Genomic DNA, 21,888 nt, shown 5'->3' on the forward strand with positions numbered 1-21,888 from the left:
CTGTGTCCTTGTTTCACCCACGGAGAAGCCATGAAACGGATCTTGTTATTTGTATTGACCAACCTGGCCGTCGTGCTAGTGCTGGGCGTAGTGGCCAGCCTGCTGGGCGTGAACCGCTACCTCACCGCCAACGGCCTGAACTTGGGCGCCTTGCTGGGTTTCGCGCTCATCATGGGTTTTGGCGGCGCGATCATTTCGCTGCTCATCAGCAAGCCGGTGGCCAAGTGGTCGTCTGGCGTGCGTGTGATTGACGGCAGCGGCTCGGCCGACGAGCGCTGGATTGTCGAGACCGTGCGCAAGTTTGCCAACGAAGCCAAGATCGGCATGCCTGAAGTTGGTATTTTTGAAGGCGACCCCAATGCGTTTGCCACAGGCGCGTTCAAAAACTCGGCGCTGGTGGCCGTGTCCACCGGTCTGCTGCAAGGCATGACGCGCGAAGAAGTCGAGGCCGTGATTGGCCACGAAGTCGCCCACATCGCCAACGGCGACATGGTGACCATGACGCTGATTCAGGGCGTGATGAACACGTTCGTGGTGTTCCTGTCGCGCGTCATCGGCTACGCGGTGGACAGCTTCCTGCGCAAGAACGACGAGGAAAGCTCGGGCCCCGGCATCGGCTACTACGTGACCACCATCGTGCTCGACATCGTGCTGGGCTTTGTGGCCGCGATGATCGTGGCCTGGTTCAGCCGCCAGCGCGAGTTCCGTGCCGACGCAGGTGCTGCCCAGCTCATGGGTCGCCGCCAGCCCATGATCAACGCCCTGGCCCGCCTGGGTGGCATGCACCCCGGCGAGCTGCCAAAGAGCGTGGCCGCCATGGGCATTGCCGGTGGCATTGGCAAGCTGTTCAGCACCCATCCGCCGATCGAAGAGCGCATTGCTGCCCTGCAAAACGCGCAGCAGCAATAACTGCCCCAGGGTTGGGCAGGTTGGGGGGCTGCCTCCCACTGCAGTCCGTTCGTCCAAACAAAAACGCCACAGGGTTTGCGCCCTGTGGCGTTTTTTTGTGGGGCTCACGTCACCTGGGAATAAGTGTGCCAGCGGCCGCTGAAAGTGGCCGCGCTGACGTTCAGTCCTGGGCCTGAGCCTCGGCTTGCCGGCCCTCGATCTGCGCCAGGATGCTTGGGTCTTTGATTTTGTCGTCGGCGCTGAGCAGCAACAGCTTGGACAACACCTCGCTGGTACGCTGGTCGTCATCGACAAAGGGCAAGGCCACGGATTTCTGAGACGCCTTGTCGGCCGGCACGATGCACAGGTACCCGGCCGGTATGACGTGGATCACTGCCGTGCCCAGGTGCAGGCGGTAGCTCGCGCGCTTGCCTTGGACGATGGCGTGGTGCCCCTCCAGGCGAACGTTCTTCAAACCCAGGCTGGGGAGCAGGGCGCCGACCAGTGCCACCCGCGCTTGCTGCACCTCGGCAGAATGTTCATCGCTGTCGGCCGCGCCTGCGGTGATCACCAGGTCCAGGTCGCGCATGGCCTCGGAGAAACCGATGGCCGGGGCCTCTTCAAGGGGCACGCGGTTCCCTTGGCGGATGAGCCAGATCTCGCCCAGCACCGTGGCCTCTTCCTCGGTCAAAAAGTGGTGGACATCGGGCAGCGCGACTTCCACCGTCAGGTCGGGTGCCAGGCGCTTGTGGGCCGTGCAATCGCCTTCACTGCCATCGACCCGCCACCCCCGGGCCGACAGGATCGCGCCCAGCACCGAAGTCTTGACGCGGCGCCCCTCGAAGCGGCGTGACAGGTCGTGCGCTTCGCGCTCGGCGGGTGTGAGCACATAGCACTCACGAAACGCCTGCTTGAACGGTTGCACCTGGGCCGATTCCACGGTGTGCCGCTGGCACGCGATCAAGCGGCCTGACGCCAGCAACGAATGGACATGCGCGATGGTCAGGGGCTGCTCCACGGGTTGGGGCACATCTGCCAGGCGGCCCTCCGCGTCCAGCAGTCGCAGCTGGGTCAGGCTGTCGTCCAGCAGGCCCAGCTCACCGCCCGGTGTTTGCAGGTAAAGCGCGGTCAGCAAATGCCGAGCCATGGGCAGGTTGGCGAGTTCTTTCAGTTGCTCCGGTGCCAGCGCACGGCCACTGACCATGAGGTTTTCCAGGGCGGTGCGGTAGCGCTTGCTCTGGTCCTTGAGCAGGTCGAGCTGCGCCAGCAGCGGTGCCAGGCCGGGGTCTTTCTTCAGCGCAGGCGGCAGGCTTTTCAATGCCTTGCCAGCCTTCACAACCTTCAGCTGTGGCTGGAACCGTTCCAGGCTCAGCTCCACGGCGTACTCATCGTGCTGCCAGCTCCAGTCCTGTGCGGTGTATGCGCTGGCGTCGAGTGACCATTCCATCTCGGTCACGTCTCCAAACCCCGCGTTGTGCGCCAACTGCACCAGCGCGGCGGCGGCGGCATCGCGCACATTGGCCGTGCGCTCCGAGCCATACATCTTCGATGCCTGCTTGCCCGCGCCTTTGAAAAACTGAAAACGCTCGCGCAGGTCGGCATCATCCCGAATCGGCACCATGCCCCAGACGCGAATGTGCTCTTGGGAGAGCTTGCCCAGCATGCCCGCCAGCCTTTTGTCTTCCACGCCTTGCACCGCTTCGATACGGTGCATGGTGACTTTCAGGTGCTTGTACTTCTTGTGCCATGCCAGCAGCAGCTCGCCCGACTTGCCTGCGCGCTGCAGGTGTTCCTTCAACAACGCCACATCGAAATACGCGTTGGCGTTGGCCTGCTCGCACTCGCGCATGAAGCGGTACAGCGGCGCCGCGCTGCCCCAGCCCAGGGCCTCCAGCACTTCGTCGGCCTGTGCGCGGCAGTGGCGCAGCAACTGCAGCAACACCTCGGGGGTGAACTGGCGCAGCTCGGCCAACAGCTCGGCGGATTCGGCCGCAGTCAGGGGGCGCACATTGCAGACCAGTTTCAAGGCCCGGGCAGCGGGGCGATCCGCATAGTCTTGCACCAGCCCGAGGAGGGGTGGCGGCGACGGCATCTGCGCCAACAGGCGCGCGCCCGCTACGACGAAGCGGACTCCGCTCAGGCTGCGTTCGGTATGGTGGTCGTAGTCCACGCTCCAATGGTCTGCGAGCTGGCCCAGCGCGCTGATGGCTTCCTCCAGTGGCTTGGTGCAGTGGGCGTACACCCAGTCCAGCGCCTCGGGCTGGAAGCCTTTCAAGACGTCTTCATCCTGCCGCACGCAAGCGCCCACCACCTGCGCGCCGCGCGGCCACTCTGCATCGAACAGGCGCTGCACCCAGGCAGAGTCCAGCGGGCCGAAGCGCGCACGGGCCTGCGCCAGATCATCTGCATAGTCGGCCAGTCCGAAAAACGCAGAGGTGCGCATGCGGCTCTCGCACTTGCCGTCTTCCACCTGCGGTGGCGGTTGGAACTGCTCGTCCACCCAGGTGTCGCACGAGTGCGCCATCAAATCCAGCAACGCGTCCAGCTGGGTGCGCGAGGATGGCAATGCGCACAGCAGTCGGCCCAGCGTGCCAGGGGCGGGCTCCAGAAATGGATGGACGCTGCGGGTCAAGGCTTTGTTGAGATCCTCAAGCCGGTAGTCTCGGTACTGTGCTTCAATCTGCGCGTGAATCTGTTCGCGCGCGGCGTCCATCCAGCGCGGGGCGGTGCATTCGGTGGGGTCGGCAGGATGGCTCAACTGGTGGCGCAAGCGCTGCAAGGCCAGATGGGCGGTGTATTCGCGCCCCCACTTCGTGACGGCCTCCGTCAGCAGATCGCTCACATCGCGTGCGAAGCTCCACACGCTGTCTGCGCGCGCACGCATGTTGGGGATGCTTTCATGCAGCACCGGAAACATGAAAAAGTCCGCGAGGTGCTGTTCGGCCTCGTCGCCAAACGCCTTTTGAAGCGCTTCGCAAAACGGCGATTCCTCGCCTTCATTGCGAATGGCTCGCTCATCGTCATCCAGGCTCCGGCCTGCGTCCTTGGCCGCTTGCACATAGGCCAGCAACCAGGCTTCAAAACGCTGGACTCTGGCGTGCTGCGCGGCGCTCGCCGTCCACTGCTGCATCTCACTCATGGGTTCCTTTCATCCGCCAACCAGCGGGCGCAATCTCAAAAAAACGGCGTGCGAGCTGTCTGTCAGATCCAGCTGCGCATGCGACCGGTACAGCGTGCCATCGACCACCATCTGGAACTCACCCGCTTCGAACGCGACAAGGGCCCGATGGATCTCGGTCTGCTCGTGCACCGCCAGCTCCGGTTCGCTGGCAGGCTCTGGTGGCCTGGGCAAGGCCACGCGCCCCTGCGCCAAGCCTTCATCAATCAAGGCCTGTGTCAGCGTGGGTGTGGGGGGCGCAGCCTGTGCCGGTGCGGCCGCACTGGCGCGAGCAATGCGCTGCAAGGCCAGGTGGGACCGCACGCTCAGGGCAATCAGCTCACGGGTCGAGATCGACGGGCTGTCCATCTGAAACGCCACCTGGCCCTGGTGCAGGCCGGGGCTTTGGCGTTCCGCAATCTCGCAGTTCAACAACAAGTGGGGCATGGTGGTGGGGTGTGTCTGCAGATGCGCAGGTTGTGCCCGGATTCTAGAAGTGGGGAGCCGCGCAGGGCTGGACAACTTGTCAACCGTCGGGTGCGTCGGTGCGGGGGGGAGGGCAGGGGCACAAGGCTTGGTCGCCCCAAATCTGGATATGGCAGGGCTGCGTTGCTGCAGCGCCAGCTAAGCCCCACCTCCTGGCGCGGAGGGCTTTTTGGGAGTGGCTGTTTTTTCAACGGCCTCCTGCAGCGCGGGCGCATCCGCGCCGCTGGTTTCGGGTGGCCGGGTCTTGGCCAGGATGAAGTCGATGCAAGTGCGTACAGCCCGCGTCTGGTGGCGGTTTGGCAGGTACAGCAGGTACATCTGCGTGCCGAAGATGCTCAGCCGGTATTCGTCCAGTGTGGTGACAAGCTCGCCGCTGTCCAGCTTGTCCTGCACCACGTAGTCGGGCACCAGGCCCACGCCCAGCCCCGCCACGATGCCCTGGCGCAAGAATGGAAAGTGCTCTGAAATCATCGTGGGCTCCAGCAGCACCTCGTACCGCTCGGCGCCCTGGTAGGCGGCCAGGCGCAGGTGCCGCCCCGTCACGCCCGCGGTGATGACCGGGCTGTTGCGCAGCTCGTGCAGGGTGCGGGGCAGCCCGTGCTGCTGGGCGTATTCGCGTGATGCGCAGGCCAGGTAGCGCACATTGCCTAGGCTGCGGGCCACCATGGACAGCGGGGGCTCGGGCACCACGCGCACGGCAATGTCCACCTCGTCGCGCAGGATGTCGGCGCGGTTTTCAAACAGCACATCCAGCACGATGCCTGGGTACAGGCGCTTGAACTCGATCAGCCAGTCGCTCATCACGATCTGCCCGTAGCCGCTGGGCACGCTGATGCCCACCCGCCCCTGCAGGCCCCGGCCCAGCGAGGTCACCGCCTCGCGCGCTGCCAGGATTTCGTTGTGGATGGCGCGGCCATGCTGGTACAGCCGCATGCCGATCTCGGTGGGCTCCACCCGCCGGGTGGAGCGCTGCACCAGTTGCACCCCTACGTCTTTTTCGAGCTTGGTGAGGTGGTAGCTCACATTGGCACGTGTCATCTTGAGCTTGCGGGCCGCCTGGCTAAGGTTGCCGCTGTCAATGATTTCAACCAGCAGGTTCAGGGCTTGGGAGTCCATGGGGGCTTCAGCGGGGGTTAAAAGGGTTCGATTGGATAAATTTATTTGACAGTATGTCAATGAATGATGAGATTGTCATAAACCATTGTCGCCATAAGAATGAGGACAAGCCCATCGGGCTGGCTCGGCGCTAGATCGAGCCCAGCCTGTCTGGAACAAGAACAAGCAAGGAGACAAGTGCATGGCCCATGACGCCACAGCGTCCGTCGTTCAATGGCGGGTGCAGGACGAGGTGCAGATCGTCACCATCGACAACCCCCCGGTCAACGCACTGGGCGCAGCCGTTCGGCAAGGCTTGGTTGCGGCCATGGACCAAGCCGCGCAGCAGCCCGGCGTCAAGGCAGTGCTGCTGGTGGGTGCCGGCAAGGCCTTCATCGCGGGCGCTGACATCCGCGAATTTGGCAAGCCACCCGCCTCTCCCATCCTGCCCGAGGTGTGCCGTGCCATAGAAAACCTGAACAAGCCCGTGGTCGCCATGCTGCACGGTGCAGCCTTGGGCGGCGGGCTGGAGGTGGCGCTGTCGGCCCACTACCGCCTTGCATTGCCTTCCGCTACGCTGGGCCTGCCCGAGGTGAACCTGGGCCTGCTGCCCGGCTCGGGCGGCACCCAGCGCGCCCCGCGCCTGATGGGCGTGCAGGCTGCGACCACCCTCATGCTCAGTGGTCAACCCCTCAAGGCACAGGCCGCGCTGCAAGCCGGGCTGGTGGACAAGCTGGTGGAAGGCCCCGACCCGCAGGCCGCAGGCCTGGCCTATGTGCGCGAGCTGCTGGCTGCCAACGCCCCCGTGCGCCGCACGCGTGACCTGGCCATTGCCGAGCCGCAGGCTGCGCTGGACTGGCTGGAGGTGCAGAAGGCCGAGACCGCCCAAAAGTCGCGCGGCCTGTTCTCCCCCCTCAAGATCATCGAATGCGTGCAGGCCGCGCTGCAACTCCCGTTTGACGAAGGCATGGCCCGCGAACGTGCGCTGTTCATGGAATGCATCGACAGCCCGCAGCGCGCTGGGCTCATCCATGCCTTTTTTGCCGAGCGCGAAGTGGCCAAGGTGCCCGAGGCCCAGGCCGCACAGCCGCGCCCCGTGGCCAGCATTGCCGTCATCGGCGGCGGCACCATGGGCGCGGGCATTGCCGTGGCGGCGCTGGATGCGGGCCTGCCCGTGACCATGATCGAGCGCGATGCCGAGTCCATTGCCCGGGGCCGCGCCAATGTCGAAAAGGTCTACAACGGCCTGGTGGCCAAGGGCCGCATGACCGATGCCGCCCAGGCCGCCGTGATGGCGCGTTACACCGGTAGCATCAGCTATGCCGACATCGCCAATGTGGATCTGGTGATCGAGGCCGTGTTTGAAGACATCGAAGTCAAGAAGGCCGTGTTCCGCGAGCTGGACCGCGTGTGCAAGCCCGGCGCCGTGCTGGCCACCAACACGTCCTACCTCGACATCGACGCCATTGCCGCCGCCACCCGCCGCCCGCAGGACGTGATCGGCCTGCACTTCTTCAGCCCCGCCAACATCATGAAGCTGCTGGAAATCGTGGTGCCCGCCCAGGTGGCCCCCGACGTGGTGGCCACGGCGTTTGAGCTGGCCAAGAAGCTCAAAAAGGTGCCCGTGCGCGCCGGTGTGTGCGACGGCTTCATCGGCAACCGCATCCTGGCCGTGTACAAGCAGGCGGCCGACCACCTGCTCGAAGACGGTGCCAGCCCGTATGAGATCGACGCAGCCGTGCGCGGCTTTGGTTTTGCCATGGGTCCGTTCCAGGTCACGGACCTGGCCGGTGGCGACATTGGCTGGGCCACGCGCAAGCGCCGCGCTGCCACGCGCGACCCCAAGGCCCGGTACGTGGAGATTGCCGACCGCATCTGCGAGCGCGGCTGGTTCGGGCAAAAGACGGGGCGCGGTTTCTACCTCTACCCCGAAGGCGCCCGCGTGGGCCAGCCCGACCCCGAGGTGCTGGCCATTGTGGATGCCGAGCGCGCCAAGAAAGGCGTCACGCCCCGCAGCTTCAGCGCCGACGAGATCATGCGCCGCTACATGGCCGCCATGGTCAACGAAGGGGCGAATGTGGTGCACGAAGGCATTGCCCTGCGCCCGCTGGATGTGGATGTGACCTTTGTCGCGGGCTACGGATTTCCGCGCCACCGGGGCGGCCCCATGAAGTGGGCCGACATGACGGGCCTGCCCCAGCTGCTGGCCGACATCGAGGCCTTTGCCCAGGAAGACCCGCTGTTCTCGAAGCCCTCGCCCTTGCTGGTGCAACTGGTGCGGGAGGGGCGCAACTTTGACAGCCTGAACCAGTCCCCATGACCCCGCCCGTTCACGCTGAGCCTGTCGAAGCGCGGTACCAGGCTTCGACAGGCTCAGCCCGAACGGGTGGGGGCGTCAGTGGGGGCGCTGAACCGATTTTTTCCCGGTGTCGCTCCATCCCATAGGTACCATTTTTTTGAATCATTTTGGCCTCTAGCGCTTTATGAATAAGCGCAAGCAGCTATCAAATCAGGAGCAAATCATGCGCGAAGCCGTCATCGTTTCCACCGCCCGCACCCCATTGACCAAGTCGCACCGGGGCGAATTCAATGCCACACCCGGCCCGCAGCTGGCGGCCTTTTCCGTCAAGGCAGCGGTCGAGCGCTCGGGCATCGACCCCGAGCTGATCGAAGACCTGGTGATGGGCTGCGGCTACCCCGAGGGCATCACCGGCAAGAACATTGGCCGCCAGACGGCTCTGCGTGCGGGCCTGCCCCTTTCGGTGGCGGGCATGGTGGCCAGCCGGTTTTGCGCATCGGGTCTGCAGTCGGTGGCGATTGCGGCAGGCCGCATCGTGGCCGAAGGCGTGCCTGCCATGGTGGCGGGCGGGGTGGAGAGCATCTCGGCCATCCGCCCAGGCCTGCCGGGTGACGTGGACCCCTGGCTGCAAGAGCACAAGCCTGCGCTGTACATGGCCATGATCGACACGGCCGACATCGTGGCCCACCGCTACGGCATCAGCCGCGAAGACCAGGATGCGTTCTCGTTGCAAAGCCAGCAGCGCACCGCTGCTGCGCAGCAAGCGGGCGTGTTCGCCGACGAGATCGTGCCCTGCACCACGCGCATGATGGAAAAGAACAAGGAGACCGGCGAGGTTACCTACCGCGAAGTGACCGCCACGCACGACAACTGCAACCGCGCCAGCACCACGCTCGAAGGCCTGGCCAAGCTGGAGCCGGTGAAGGGCCCGGGCCAGTTCATCACGGCAGGCAATGCCTCGCAGCTGTCGGACGGATCGAGCGCCTGCGTGCTGATGGAAGCCAAGGAGGCCGAGCGCCGGGGCCTGCAGCCGCTGGGCGCCTTCCGTGGCTTTGCGGTGGCCGGTTGCGAGCCCGACGAAATGGGCATTGGCCCCGTGTTTGCCGTGCCCAAGCTGCTGGCGCGCCACGGCCTCACGGTGCAGGACATTGACCTGTGGGAGATGAACGAAGCCTTTGCCTCGCAGGCCCTGTACTGCCAGCGCCGCCTGGGCATTCCGTCCGAGCGGCTGAACGTGAACGGCGGGGCGATTGCCATTGGCCACCCCTTCGGCATGACCGGCGCACGCCTGGTGGGCCACCTGCTGCTCGAAGGCCGCCGCCGCAAGGCCAAGTACGGCGTGGTGACGATGTGCATCGCAGGCGGCATGGGGGCCGCAGGCCTCTTCGAAATTTATTGAAACACCCCCTGAGCGGCTGGCGCCGCTTCCCCCTCTCCTGCGGGAGGGGGACGACGCCCTCGCTGCGGGGCGGCGCGGCCAGCAAAGGCCCTGGCTTGCCGTCCCCCGCGTGGGGCGCGCCGGTGCGAAGGCCGTAGACAGGCGCATAGCGCCATGGATGACTGAGGAAAACCGTCAATGGACCTGAATTTCACCCCTGAAGAAGAAGCCTTCCGCGCCGAGGTGCAGGCTTTCTTGAAAGCCAAACTGCCCGAACGCATCGCCACCAAGGTCAAGGCCGGGCAGCGCCTGACCCGTGCCGACCAGGACGATTGGCACGCCATCCTGAACGAGCGCGGCTGGCTGGCCAACCACTGGCCCGAAGCCTATGGCGGCCCCGGCTGGGGCGCGGTGGCAAAGTTCATCTTTGACACCGAGTGCGCCTTGGCCGGTGGCCCGCGCATCGTGCCCTTTGGTGTGAGCATGCTGGGCCCGGTGCTCATCAAGTTTGGCAACGAAGCGCAAAAGACCTACTGGCTGCCGCGCATCCTGAGCGGGCAGGACTGGTGGTGCCAGGGCTACTCTGAACCCGGTGCGGGCTCGGACCTGGCCTCTGTGAAAACTACTGCGGTACGACAGGGTGACCACTACATCGTCAACGGCCAGAAAACCTGGACCACCCAGGGCCAGCACGCCAACATGATCTTCTGCCTGGTGCGCACCGACCGCGAAGCCAAGGCGCAGTCGGGCATCAGCTTCTTGCTGGTGGACATGCAATCGCCCGGCGTGGAGCTGCGCCCCATCCGCACGCTCGATGGGGACAAGGAAGTCAACGAAGTGTTCTTCACCGATTTGAAGGTGCCGGTAGAAAACCTGGTGGGCGAGGAGAACAAGGGCTGGACCTACGCCAAGTACCTGCTGACCTACGAGCGCACCGGCATCGCGGGTGTGGGCTTTTGCATTGCCGCACTGGCCAAGCTCCAGGTGATTGCCGCCAAGGTCATCAAAAACGGCAAGCCGCTGGACCAGGACCCGCTGTTTGCCGCCCGCATGGCCCAGGTCGAGATTGATCTGGAGAACATGAAGACCACCAACCTGCGCGTGATTGCCGCCGTGGCCGGTGGCGGTGTGCCGGGGGCCGAAAGCTCCATGCTCAAGATCCGCGGCACCGAGATCCGCCAGGAGATCCTGTCGCTCATCCGTCGCGCCGTTGGGCCTTACGCGCTGCCCTTCATCGAAGAAGCGCAGTACGAAGGCTATGCCGAAGAACCCGTGGGACCCAAGGAGGCAGCGACGGCAGCTGCGAATTACTTCAACTACCGCAAGCTGTCGATCTTTGGCGGCTCCAATGAAATTCAGAAGAACATCATCTCCAAGATGATTCTCGGCCTGTGAGGTTGCCGCGATGAACTTTGAACATACCGAAGACCGCCGCATGCTGGCGGACACCCTGAACCGCTTCGTGGCCGAGCAGTACGGGATTGAGACGCGCAACCATATTGCCTACGGCGACAACGGCATGGACGCGGAGCTGTGGGCCCGCTTTGCCGAGCTGGGCGCGATTGGCGCACTCTTCCCAGAAGCCGATGGCGGCTTCGGCGGCGCGGGCTTTGACGTGGCCGTGGTGTTTGAAGCCCTGAGCGGCGGTCTGGTGGTGGAGCCCTTTGTCGGCGCGCTGGTGGTGGGTCGGGCGCTGGGTCTGGCGGGCAGCGCAGCGCAAAAGGAACACATCGCCAGCCTCATCGACGGCAGCACTGTGGCTGCGCTGGCGCATGAAGAGCCCGGCGCACACTACGCACTCAATCGCGTCACTACCCGTGCCGTGCGCAATGGCGATGGCTGGCAACTCACCGGCCACAAGGCCGTGGTGCTGCATGGCGACCAGACGCAGCTGCTGCTGGTCAGTGCCCGCACCTCGGGCGCTGTGGATGATGAAGACGGCATCTCGCTGTTCCTGGTTCCCGCCGATGCCGCAGGCCTGAGCCGCCGTGGCATGGGCCGCATCGATGGTGGCCGTGTGGCCGAAGTCACCTTGCAGAACGTGCAGGTGGGCGCGGGCGCCTTGCTGGGCGCCGAAGGGCAGGGCTTTACCACGCTGGAGCATGCCGTGGGCTGGGGCATTCTGGCCGTGTGCGCCGAGGCGCTGGGCGCCATGGATGTGGCCAAAAAGCACACGCTGGAATACCTGCAAACGCGCAAGCAGTTTGGTGTGCCCATTGGCAGCTTCCAGGCCCTGCAGCACCGCATGGCCGACCTGCTTTTGGAAGTGGAGCAGGCGCGCTCTGCCGTCATCAACGCAGCGGCCGCGATGGACAGTACCGACCGCACCGAGCGCGAGCGTGCACTGTCCGCCGCCAAGGTCACCATGGGCCGCATTGGCGCGCTGGTGGCTGAGGAAAGCATCCAGCTGCACGGCGGCATTGGCATGACATGGGAGCTTCCCTTGTCGCACTACGCCAAGCGCCTCGTCATGGTGGATCACCAGTTTGGCGATGAAGATCACCACCTGGCACGCTTCATCGCGCTGGGGCGGCAGCGCTGAGCTGCGTGCCCCGATGCGCCTGAGCACCCGAAGTGCAGGCGCATCCATCCAAGGAGACAAAGACTGTGAACGAACAAGAAGTATCTGGCGACCTCGATCTCCCTCTGCAAGGGGTGCGCGTGCTCGACCTGTCGCGCGTGTTTGCCGGGCCGCTGTGCGCGCAGGTGCTGGCCGATTTTGGGGCCGAGGTCATCAAGGTCGAGCACCCGGGCCGGGGCGATGACACCCGCGACTGGGGCATGCGCATTGGCAAGACAGAGACCACCTACTACAACAGCATGAACCGCAACAAGCGGTCCATCACGCTCGACCTTCAAACCGCCGAAGGCCTGAAGATCGTTCACGATCTGCTGCCCCAGTTCGACGTGGTGGTTCACAACTTCAAGACCGGTGGCGCAGAGAAGCTGGGCCTGGGCTACGCGCAACTCAAGGCCATCAAGCCTGACCTGATCTACTGCGCCGTGGCGGGCTATGACAGCAGCGGCCCCGAGGCCAAGCGCCCGGGGTATGACCTGGTCATCCAGGGCGAAGCGGGGTTGATGGCCTTGAATGGAGAGGCCTCGCAGCCGCCGCTGAAGTTTGGCGTCGCAGTGGTGGACCTGATGACCGGCATGTACGCGGCGCAAGCGGTGCTGGCGGCGATGTTCCGGCGCGAGCGCACAGGCAAAGGGCGGCTCATTGAGATGGCGCTGTACGACTGCGGCATCATGGTCACCGGCTACTACGGCCTGGACGCCATGCTGCTGGGGCGCGACCCTGAGCGCTATGGCAATGCGCATCCCTCCATCGTGCCCTACGGCATGTACGACGCAGCCGATGGCCCGCTCATCATCGCGGTGGGCAACAACGGGCAGTTCGACAAGTTCTGCAGACAGGTGCTGCAGCGGCCCGACATCGTGGAAGACCCCCGCTTTGCCACCAACGTCAACCGTACCCAGCATCGCCTGGAGCTGGCACCGCTGCTCAAGAATTTGATTCGCACCCATCCCCGTGACCTGCTGATCGAGCGCATGCAGGCCGTGGGCATTCCGTGCGGCAAGGTGGCGGGCCTGCACGAGGCGCTGACCAGCGAGCGCACCCAGCGCTCTGGCTTGTTGCGCGACATGCCGCACCCCGTGGCAGGCACCACGGCAGTGTTTGCGCCGCCGTATCGCCTGGATGGGCTGCGCCTGCCTTTGCGCAACGCACCGCCCACGCTGGGTGAGGGCACGCGCGAAGTGCTGCAACGCCTTTTGTCCATGAGTGATGAGCAGCTTCAGCAATTGCAACAGCAGGGCGTGCTGACCTTGCCTTCTGCCTGACCCCTGTCGTTTGCCTCTGGTGGTTGCCGAGCCGCTCAGGTACTGATTTTCTGGCGTGTCATTCGCCTGTGTTTTTCTCTCAAGAAAGTGTGTGGTTATGAAAGTTCTGGTCCCTGTCAAGCGCGTGGTGGACTACAACGTGAAGGTCCGAGTGAAGTCGGACAACACGGGTGTGGACATCGCCAACGTGAAGATGAGCATGAACCCCTTTGACGAAATCGCCGTTGAAGAGGCCGTGCGCCTGAAAGAAAAAGGCCTGGTGACCGAAGTCATCGCAGTCTCCTGCGGCGTAGCCCAGTGCCAGGAAACCCTGCGCACGGCCATGGCGATTGGCGCTGACCGCGCCATCCTGGTCGAGACCGATGTCGAACTGCAACCCCTGGCCGTGGCCAAGCTGCTCAAGGCCCTGGTGGACAAAGAGCAACCTGCGCTCATCATCCTGGGCAAACAAGCCATCGACGACGACGCCAACCAGACCGGCCAGATGCTCGCAGCCCTGGCGGACCTGCCCCAGGCCACCAACGCCAGCAAGGTCGAATTGGCTGCCGACAAGGTTCACGTGACCCGCGAAATCGACGGCGGCCTGGAAACCCTGGCCCTGAGCTTGCCCGCCGTCATCACCACCGACCTGCGCCTGAACGAACCCCGCTACGTCACCTTGCCCAACATCATGAAGGCCAAGAAAAAGCAGCTGGACACCGTCAAGCCCGAAGACCTCGGCGTGGACGTGCCCCCCCGCCTGAAGACCCTCAAAGTCACAGAGCCCGCCAAGCGCGGCGCTGGCGTGAAGGTGGCCGACGTGGCCGCCCTGGTCGAGAAACTCAAGAACGAAGCGAAAGTCATTTGACCCCCCTGAGCCGCTTCGCGCCTTCCCCCCAGGGGGACGACACCCTCGGTGCGGGGCGGCCCTTCCTCGGTGTCCCGCGCACCCACCGCACTGCACCGGGCAGTCGCAGGCGATAGCGGCACCTTCCAAGATTCAAGAGAAAGACGACCGACATGACCTCTCTCGTTATTGCTGAACACGACAACGCCAGCATCAAAGGCGCCACCCTGAACACCGTCACGGCCGCTGTGGCCTGCGGTGGCGACGTGCACGTCCTCGTTGCCGGCCACAACGCCGGTGCAGCCGCCCAAGCAGCAGCCCAGATCGCTGGTGTGGGCAAGGTCATCCATGCTGATGCCGCAAGCCTGGCCCACGGCTTGGCAGAAAACGTGGCCGCGCAAGTCCTGGCCATTGCTGCCAACTACAGCCACATCCTGTTCCCCGCCACCGCAGGTGGCAAGAACGTGGCCCCCCGCGTTGCTGCCAAGCTCGACGTGGCTCAGATCAGCGACATCACCAAGGTGGTGAGCCAAGACACCTTCGAGCGCCCCATCTACGCAGGCAACGCCATTGCCACCGTGCAAAGCGCCGACAGCGTCAAGGTCATCACCGTGCGCACCACCGGCTTTGATGCCGCAGCTGCCACGGGTGGCGCAGCCGCTGTCGAAACCGCAGCAGCGACGGCCGATGCAGGCAAGAGCAGCTACGTGGGCAGCGAAATCGCCAAGAACGACCGCCCCGAACTCACCGCTGCCAAGATCATCGTCTCCGGTGGCCGTGCGCTGGGCAGCGCAGAAAAGTTCAACGAAGTCATCACCCCGCTGGCCGACAAGCTGGGCGCCGCCATCGGCGCCAGCCGCGCTGCGGTGGATGCGGGCTACGCCCCCAACGACCTGCAAGTGGGCCAGACCGGCAAGATCGTGGCGCCCCAGCTGTACATCGCGGCCGGCATCTCGGGTGCCATCCAGCACTTGGCGGGCATGAAGGATTCCAAGGTGATCGTGGCGATCAACAAGGACCCTGAGGCGCCGATCTTCAGCGTGGCCGACTATGGGCTGGAGGCTGATCTGTTCACGGCTGTGCCTGAATTGGTCAAGGCGCTCTGAGGCCAGTGGCTGTCATATCCATTCATAACTACAGGAGACAAACATGACCCACTTCTCAAGCCGCCGCAGCCTGCTATCGATGGGGCTGGCAATGCTGGCCGGTGCCTGCATGGGCAGTGCACAGGCGCAGGAGTTCCCCACCAAGCCCATCACCCTGATCGTGCCTTTCCCGGCAGGTGGCCCAACCGACCGCCACATGCGCACCCTGGCCGATCTGGCGGGCAAGCAGCTAGGGCAGTCCATCATCGTGGAGAACAAGCCGGGTGCTGGCGGCACCCTGGGCCCCGGTGTCATGGCCCGCACCGCCAAGCCCGATGGCTACACCATCACGCAATTCCCCATGTCCATGCTGCGCATGGCGCACATGCAAAAAACGGCCTGGAATCCGCTGACTGATTTCACCTACATCATCGGTCTGTCGGGCTACACCTTCGGCTTTACCGTGCGCTCGGATTCGCCCTACAAGACGTTCCACGAGTACATCGCCGCAGCGCGTAAGAGTCCCGGCAAGGTCGAATACGGTTCAACAGGCATTGGTTCGTCCCCCCATCTGCTGGTGGAAGAGCTGGCCATCAACGCCAAGGTCACGCTCAACCATGTGCCGTTCAAAGGCAATGCGGATTTGCAGCAAGCCCTGCTCGGCGGCCATGTGACGGCCTCCAGCGATGCCTCGGGCTGGGACACCTATGTGGAGGCAGGCCAGATGCGCTTGTTGCTGACCTTCGGCGAAAAGCGCTCTGCCCGCTGGCCTGACGTGCCCACGGCCAAGGAGCTGGGCTATGGGGTGGTATCCACTTCGCCCTACGGCCTGGTGGGTCCCAAGGGCATGGACCCTGCCATCACGGCCAAGCTGCACAACGCCTTCAAGAAGGCCATGGACGATCCTCGCCACGCAGAGGTGCTCAAGCAGCTCAATCAGGAGTCCTGGTACCGCTCGGGGGCGGACTATGCCCAGTGGGCCAAGGACACCTTTGCCAAGGACAAGGTGTTGATTGATCGCCTGGGCCTGGCAGCGCAGTGACATCGACTGTGACAGTGCGGATGCCCTGGCGTCGTTGAGCATGGCTCGGAGGCCCCTGGGCATTGGCAAAGGCTCGTAAACAGACTCTTCGCTCTTATCCCCAGGAGACTCCCATGCCATTGAATACCCGCCGTGCTTTCATCCGCCGCGGCACAGGCCTTGCCGCTGGTGCCGTGCTATCCCCTGCGTCCTGGGCGCAAAGTGCGTGGCCCAGCAAGCCCATCCGTATCGTCGTGCCCTACACGGCCGGTGGCTTTACCGACCAGATGGCGCGCCTGCTGCAGGTGGGTTTGCAGCAGCGTCTGGGGCAGCCTGTGGTGGTGGACAACAAGCCAGGGGCCAACAGCATCATCGGGGTGGACGCCGTGGCCAAGGCAGCCCCTGACGGGCATACCTTTGCGGTGGTCATTGCGGCCTACGCGGCCAACACCACGCTCTACCCCAAACTGCCCTACGACCCCCGCAAAGATCTGGTAGGGGTATCGCTCATGGGCGTATCGCCACTGGTGGCTGCGGTGGCCGCCAACGCGCCTTTCAAGACCACGGCGGAGCTGGTGGCCTACGCGCGGGCCAATCCGGGCAAGCTGAGCTTCGCCTCTTCGGGCAGTGGATCGGCCGCGCACCTGACGTCCGAGCTGATGCGACTGGTCACCAAGACCGATATGGTGCACGTGCCGTACAAAGGTGCTGCACCGGCACTGACCGATCTGCTGGGCGGGCAGATTCCCCTGTTTCTGGACCCTCCACCCAATCTGATCCAGCCGGCCAAGGCGGGCAGGATTCGCCTCATTGGCGTCGCCAGCGACAAACGTTTGCCTGCCTTGCCCGACGTCCCGACCTTTGCAGAGCAGGGCTATCCCGATCTGGTGGGCAGTACCTGGGCCGCCATGCTCGCGCCTGCCGGGGTGCCCCGTGAGATCGTGCAGCGCATGTCTGAAGAGGTCGCTCGCATCATTCGAAGCCCCGCCGTCACCCAGCGGCTGGAGACCGAGATGGGCACCTTTGCCGAGGGCTCCAGTCCGCAGGAATGCGATGCATTCATCCAGGCAGAAACTGCCAAATGGGCCCGGGTCATTCAGGCTGCCGGGGTCAAGCTCGACTGAGGTGACTCCTGGCTCGCAGGGTGGGCACTGTGAAAAGATCGTTAACCGGACCGAAGTCCGGGGTCGGTGGCTGTGGTGAGATTCTTACGCGGGCATGGGCGTGTGAAATCCCTCTTACAAATTGACAAACTGTGTCGATACACTGAGAGAGCATCGGCCTTGCGCCGGTGTGACTCCAGTTCGTTTCAGAGCGTTTTCCACCCCTTCGATTGAGGGACTTCTCATGTCCATTTCCCATCTGCGCGTTGCTGTTCGCCTGGCGCTGGCCTTCGGTATTGTTTGCCTGGTCACATCGTTGTCTGCGGCGGTAGGCATCTGGCGATTGTCTGGTTTGCAGCAAATTGCCGATGAGCTGGGCGGCCCCGCCTCAGAGCGCGCCGTGCTCGCGCGTGAGCTGCATTCCATTGTGGTGCTCAGCTCGGTGCGCGCCGAGACTCTGCTGGAGATCGACAACCCCGCCTACGCTGCCCGCATTGATGCCGACCGCAAGGCGACATCGGCCCGCTCGGCCGAAGTGCGCAAGCGCCTGGACGTGCTGGCCGACGATGCCAAATCGCAGGCGCTGTTCGATGCGATCGACAAGGCGGGCAACACCTTCCGTTCGGTGCGTGACGATCTGGTCAAGCGCCGCAAAGCGGGTGAGGCGCTGGCTGCCGATGCGGTGGGCAAGCAGCTGCGCCCTGCGGCGGATGCCTATGCCGATGCCGTCGACAAGCTCGCAGCGTTTCAACAGCAACTGGTGGCGGAGGACCGCGAAGCTGCGGCCCGCAGTGCCAGCCAGGGCATCTTTTTGCTGGCGGCTGGATCGGTGCTGGGGCTGGTGCTGAGTCTGGTGTGCGCCTGGGTGCTGTCGCGCTCCATCTTGCGCCCCCTGGCCCATGCGGCCGAGGTGACCGACCGCATTGCCGAGGGCGATCTGACTTCCGCTGTGCCAGCCTCTGCCCCGGGCAGCCGCGATGAGCTGCAGGCCTTGCTCTCGCGCTTGGGCGGCATGCAAACCCGGCTGGGCGAGCTGGTGGTGGGTATGCGGCAGGCCAGTACTTCCGTGGCAGGTGCCAGCAGCGAGATTGCGGCCGGCAACAGCGACTTGTCTGCCCGCACTGAGCAGACCGCCTCCAACCTGGAAGAAATTGCCGCCAGCATGGAAGAGCTGCTGGCCACCGTGCGCCACAGCGCCGATGCCGCCGCGCAGGCCAGCCAGCTGGCTGGTGGCGCCAGCGACGTGGCCCGGCGCGGGCGCGAGGCGGTGGACCGCGTGGTGGGCACGATGGATGGCATTTCCCAATCCTCGCGCCGCATTGCCGACATCACCAGCGTGATCGATGGCATCGCCTTCCAGACCAATATCCTGGCGCTGAACGCTGCGGTGGAAGCCGCCCGTGCAGGCGAGCAAGGCCGGGGCTTTGCTGTGGTGGCCAGCGAGGTCCGCAGCCTGGCACAGCGCTCGGCCACGGCCGCCAAAGAGATTGGGGGGCTGATCAGCGAGAGCGTGCGCCAGGTGGATGAAGGCACGCAGTTGGTGCACGCCGCAGGCGGCACCATGGGCGAGATCGTGAACTCGGTGCAGCAGGTCGCCACCATCATTGGCGAGATCAGCACCGCCACGCGCGAGCAGACCACGGGCCTGAGCCAGGTGGGCGAGGCCGTGTCGCAGCTCGATCAGATGACGCAGCAAAACGCTGCGCTGGTGGAAGAGTCCTCCGCTGCCGCGCACGGCCTGCGGGTGCAGGCCCAGCAACTGGCCGAGTTGGTCGAGGCCTTCCGCTTGCCCGCAGCGCAAGGCCAATACAAGGCGCTGCGCTGAGACGGTTGGGTCAGGGCACTGGGAGCGTGGGCGCTCAGCCCTGCACGCCAAGCAGGCTGCGCGCCACGGCCTCACCCACTTTGATGCCATCCACCCCGGCCGACAAAATGCCGCCCGCGTAGCTGGCGCCTTCGCCCGCCGGGTACAGGCCGGGCGTGTTCAGGCTTTGCAGGTTGTCGCCGCGCCCGATCTTCAGGGGCGACGACGTGCGCGTCTCCACCCCCGTCAGCACCGCATCGTGCATGTCAAAGCCCTTGATCTTGCGGCCGAACGCGGGCAGGGCCTCGCGCAGCGCCTCGATGGCGTAGCCGGGCAGGGCGGCGTGCAGGTCGCCCAGGGCCACGCCGGGCTTGTACGAGGGCTCCACATCGCCGAGTTGCTTGGACGGCGTGCCCCGTATGAAGTCACCCACCAGTTGCCCAGGCGCGCTGTAGTCGCTCCCGCCCAGCACAAAGGCGTTCGATTCGAGCTGCCGCTGCAGCACGCTGCCCGCCAGGGGGTGAAACTGCCCGGCAGGCAGTGCCTCCACGCCATAGGTTTGGCCCAGCTGGGCTTCAAATGCCGCGGGGTCGCTGGGGTAGTCGCTTGGATCAATGCCCACCACCATGCCCGCGTTGGCGTTGCGTTCGTTGCGCGAATACTGGCTCATGCCGTTGGTCACCACGCGGTTCGGTTCGCTGGTGGCGGCCACCACGGTGCCACCGGGGCACATGCAAAAGCTGTACACCGCGCGGCCGTTGGCAGCGTGGTGCACCAGCTTGTAGTCGGCCGCGCCCAGCAGCGGGTGGCCCGCGTGGCGGCCCCAGCGCGCGCGGTCGATCACGCCCTGCGGGTGCTCGATGCGAAAGCCGATGGAAAACGGCTTGGCCTCCATGGCCACGCCGCGCTGGTACAGCATGGCAAAGGTGTCGCGCGAGCTGTGGCCCAGCGCCATCACCACGTGGTCGGCCCGCAGCTCGGTGATCTCGCCCGTGGCCTGGTTCAGCACCTTGAGGCCGCGCAGGTGGCGGTGTTCTCCAGTGCCCTCCACGATCACGTCCGTCACGCGCTGCTCAAAGCGGATCTCGCCGCCCAGCGCAATGATCTGCTCGCGCAGGTTCTCCACCACCTTCACCAGCTTGAAGGTACCGATGTGCGGGTGGGCGACGTACAGGATTTCTTCGGGCGCACCGGCCTTGACGAACTCGTGCATCACCTTGCGGCCCAGGTGGCGCGGGTCCTTGATCTGGCTGTAGAGCTTGCCGTCGCTGAAGGTGCCTGCGCCGCCTTCACCAAACTGCACGTTGCTTTCGGCATGCAGCTCGCGCTTGCGCCACAGGCCCCAGGTGTCTTTGGTGCGCTCGCGCACGGTCTTGCCGCGCTCCAGCACGATGGGCTTGAAGCCCATTTGCGCCAGCACCAGCGCCGCAAAAATGCCGCAGGGCCCAAAGCCCACCACCACGGGGCGCAGGGGCAGGTCGGCAGGCGCCTGGCCCACGGGGTGCCAGGCCATGTCAGGCGTGGGCTGGATGTGCGGGTTGCCAGCAAACTGGGCCAGCAGCGCGGCTTCGTGCTCGGGTTGGGCCAGCGTCACGTCCACGATGTAGACCGCCAGCAGGTCGGCCTTGCGGGCGTCAAAGCTGCGCTTGAAGATGTGGATGTGGGCAATGTCGGCCGGTGCCAGGCCCAGCAGGGGCGGGACGGCGGCGCGCAGCGGCGCCTCGGGGGCTTCGGCCACGGTGAAGGGCAGCCGGATTTCGGAGAGTCGGATCATGGTCTTGCGGGCCCGTGTCGATCGGGCGGCTTGCAAAGTCGTGGGGCCGTGATTTTACCGGCGCGCACCGCGCGGAGCCCTGCCCATGAAAAAGGCCCGCCATGTGGCGGGCCCGGTGGCAGCGCAGTGGTTGTCTGTTGTGCTATCTATTTAATAGCTGCTTGCGCTTATTTATAAAGCGCTAGAGGCCAATTTTGCTTGTATCCCCGTCTCAGGCGGGCAAGAAGCCTTCGACCGACAGATAGCGCTCGCCCGTGTCGTAGTTGAAGCCCAGCACCTTGGCACCAGCAGGCAAATCGGGCAGTTTTTGGGCGATGGCCGCCAGGGTGGCGCCCGACGAAATGCCCACCAGCATGCCTTCTTCGCGCGCGCAGCGGCGGGCGTATTCGCGGGCCGGTTCGGCATCGACCTGGATCACGCCGTCGAGCAGGCTGGTGTCCAGGTTCTTGGGGATGAACCCCGCACCAATGCCCTGGATGGGGTGGGGCGCCGGTGCGCCGCCCGAGATGACGGGCGAGGCCGTGGGCTCGACCGCAAACACCTTGAGTTGTGGGAATTTGGCCTTGAGCACACGGGCCGTGCCCGAGAGGTGACCGCCCGTGCCCACGCCGGTGATGATGGCGTCCAGCCCATCGGGAAAGTCCGCCAGGATTTCCTGCGCCGTGGTGCGCACGTGGATGTCGATGTTGGCCGGGTTCTCAAACTGCTGTGGAATCCATGCGCCCGGCGTCTGCGCCTGCAGCTCTTGCGCGCGGGCAATCGCGCCCTTCATGCCCTTTTCACGCGGGGTCAGGTCAAACTGCGCGCCATAGGCCAGCATCAGGCGGCGGCGCTCAATGCTCATGCTGTCGGGCATCACCAAAATCAGGCGGTAGCCCTTCACGGCTGCCACCAGCGCCAGGCCAATGCCGGTGTTGCCACTGGTGGGCTCGATGATGGTGCCGCCGGGTTGCAGTGCGCCCGATTTTTCTGCGTCTTCCACCATGGCCAGCGCAATGCGGTCTTTGATGGAGCCGCCGGGGTTGCTGCGCTCGGACTTCACCCACACGTTGGCGCCCGGGCCAAACAGGCGGTTGATGCGCACGTGGGGCGTGTTGCCGATGGTTTGCAGAATGTTGTCAACTTTCAT

16 protein-coding genes are annotated in these 21,888 nt (G+C 64.9%); 11 read left to right on the forward strand and 5 right to left on the reverse strand.

The features are described from left to right. Window positions 1-30 precede the first annotated feature (30 nt). The gene (gene htpX, locus CLU86_RS21430; RefSeq protein ID WP_099743037.1) at window positions 31-909 is read left to right on the forward strand and encodes a protease HtpX; all 879 of its coding nucleotides are present in this window, start codon (window positions 31-33) and stop codon (window positions 907-909) included. 160 nt (window positions 910-1,069) lie between these two features. Here htpX and CLU86_RS21435 read toward each other — a convergent pair whose 3' ends face one another. The 3 genes from CLU86_RS21435 to CLU86_RS21445 all read right to left on the reverse strand — a co-directional run bounded on the left by CLU86_RS21435 (window position 1,070) and on the right by CLU86_RS21445 (window position 5,647). After that, the gene (locus tag CLU86_RS21435; RefSeq protein ID WP_099743038.1) at window positions 1,070-4,027 is read right to left on the reverse strand and encodes a DUF4132 domain-containing protein; all 2,958 of its coding nucleotides are present in this window, start codon (window positions 4,025-4,027) and stop codon (window positions 1,070-1,072) included. Window positions 4,028-4,036: 9 nt separating this feature from the next. Beyond that, complete coding sequence (locus CLU86_RS21440; protein ID WP_099743039.1) at window positions 4,037-4,492, reverse strand: hypothetical protein; 456 nt, start codon at window positions 4,490-4,492, stop codon at window positions 4,037-4,039. A 177-nt stretch (window positions 4,493-4,669) separates the two neighbouring features. Beyond that, the gene (locus CLU86_RS21445; RefSeq protein ID WP_099743040.1) at window positions 4,670-5,647 is read right to left on the reverse strand and encodes a LysR family transcriptional regulator; all 978 of its coding nucleotides are present in this window, start codon (window positions 5,645-5,647) and stop codon (window positions 4,670-4,672) included. 181 nt (window positions 5,648-5,828) lie between these two features. On the opposite strand from CLU86_RS21445, the gene CLU86_RS21450 reads away from it, so the two are divergent. The 10 genes from CLU86_RS21450 (at window position 5,829) to CLU86_RS21495 (ending at window position 19,006) form a co-directional block, all read left to right on the forward strand. Further along, the gene (locus CLU86_RS21450) at window positions 5,829-7,946 is read left to right on the forward strand and encodes a 3-hydroxyacyl-CoA dehydrogenase NAD-binding domain-containing protein (protein ID WP_099743041.1); all 2,118 of its coding nucleotides are present in this window, start codon (window positions 5,829-5,831) and stop codon (window positions 7,944-7,946) included. 202 nt (window positions 7,947-8,148) lie between these two features. Continuing rightward, window positions 8,149-9,324: an acetyl-CoA C-acyltransferase gene (locus CLU86_RS21455; protein ID WP_099743758.1), complete on the forward strand. Its 1,176-nt coding sequence runs from the start codon at window positions 8,149-8,151 to the stop codon at window positions 9,322-9,324. A 177-nt stretch (window positions 9,325-9,501) separates the two neighbouring features. Beyond that, the gene (locus tag CLU86_RS21460) at window positions 9,502-10,698 is read left to right on the forward strand and encodes an acyl-CoA dehydrogenase family protein (protein WP_099743042.1); all 1,197 of its coding nucleotides are present in this window, start codon (window positions 9,502-9,504) and stop codon (window positions 10,696-10,698) included. Window positions 10,699-10,708: 10 nt separating this feature from the next. Beyond that, a complete protein-coding gene (locus CLU86_RS21465) occupies window positions 10,709-11,845 on the forward strand; it encodes an acyl-CoA dehydrogenase family protein (RefSeq protein ID WP_099743043.1) in 1,137 nt (378 codons plus the stop codon). 65 nt (window positions 11,846-11,910) lie between these two features. Then, window positions 11,911-13,146 carry a CaiB/BaiF CoA-transferase family protein gene (locus CLU86_RS21470; protein WP_099743044.1) on the forward strand — a complete coding sequence of 412 codons (1,236 nt, stop codon included), beginning with the start codon at window positions 11,911-11,913 and terminating at the stop codon, window positions 13,144-13,146. Window positions 13,147-13,243: 97 nt separating this feature from the next. Further along, window positions 13,244-13,993: an electron transfer flavoprotein subunit beta/FixA family protein gene (locus CLU86_RS21475; protein WP_099743045.1), complete on the forward strand. Its 750-nt coding sequence runs from the start codon at window positions 13,244-13,246 to the stop codon at window positions 13,991-13,993. A gap of 152 nt (window positions 13,994-14,145) precedes the next feature. Beyond that, a complete protein-coding gene (locus CLU86_RS21480) occupies window positions 14,146-15,078 on the forward strand; it encodes an electron transfer flavoprotein subunit alpha/FixB family protein (RefSeq protein ID WP_099743046.1) in 933 nt (310 codons plus the stop codon). Window positions 15,079-15,157: 79 nt separating this feature from the next. Continuing rightward, a complete protein-coding gene (locus tag CLU86_RS21485) occupies window positions 15,158-16,099 on the forward strand; it encodes a tripartite tricarboxylate transporter substrate binding protein (protein ID WP_233195339.1) in 942 nt (313 codons plus the stop codon). Window positions 16,100-16,212: 113 nt separating this feature from the next. Then, a complete protein-coding gene (locus CLU86_RS21490; protein WP_099743048.1) occupies window positions 16,213-17,202 on the forward strand; it encodes a tripartite tricarboxylate transporter substrate binding protein in 990 nt (329 codons plus the stop codon). A 223-nt stretch (window positions 17,203-17,425) separates the two neighbouring features. Beyond that, window positions 17,426-19,006: a methyl-accepting chemotaxis protein gene (locus CLU86_RS21495; RefSeq protein WP_099743049.1), complete on the forward strand. Its 1,581-nt coding sequence runs from the start codon at window positions 17,426-17,428 to the stop codon at window positions 19,004-19,006. Between the two features lie 34 nt (window positions 19,007-19,040). Here CLU86_RS21495 and CLU86_RS21500 read toward each other — a convergent pair whose 3' ends face one another. Further along, a complete protein-coding gene (locus CLU86_RS21500) occupies window positions 19,041-20,759 on the reverse strand; it encodes an NAD(P)/FAD-dependent oxidoreductase (RefSeq protein WP_099743050.1) in 1,719 nt (572 codons plus the stop codon). A 211-nt stretch (window positions 20,760-20,970) separates the two neighbouring features. Continuing rightward, complete coding sequence (cysK, locus tag CLU86_RS21505; RefSeq protein ID WP_099743051.1) at window positions 20,971-21,888, reverse strand: cysteine synthase A; 918 nt, start codon at window positions 21,886-21,888, stop codon at window positions 20,971-20,973.

Origin of the sequence: Acidovorax sp. 62, assembly GCF_002754495.1 — a bacterium.
Lineage (GTDB): Bacteria > Pseudomonadota > Gammaproteobacteria > Burkholderiales > Burkholderiaceae_C > Acidovorax.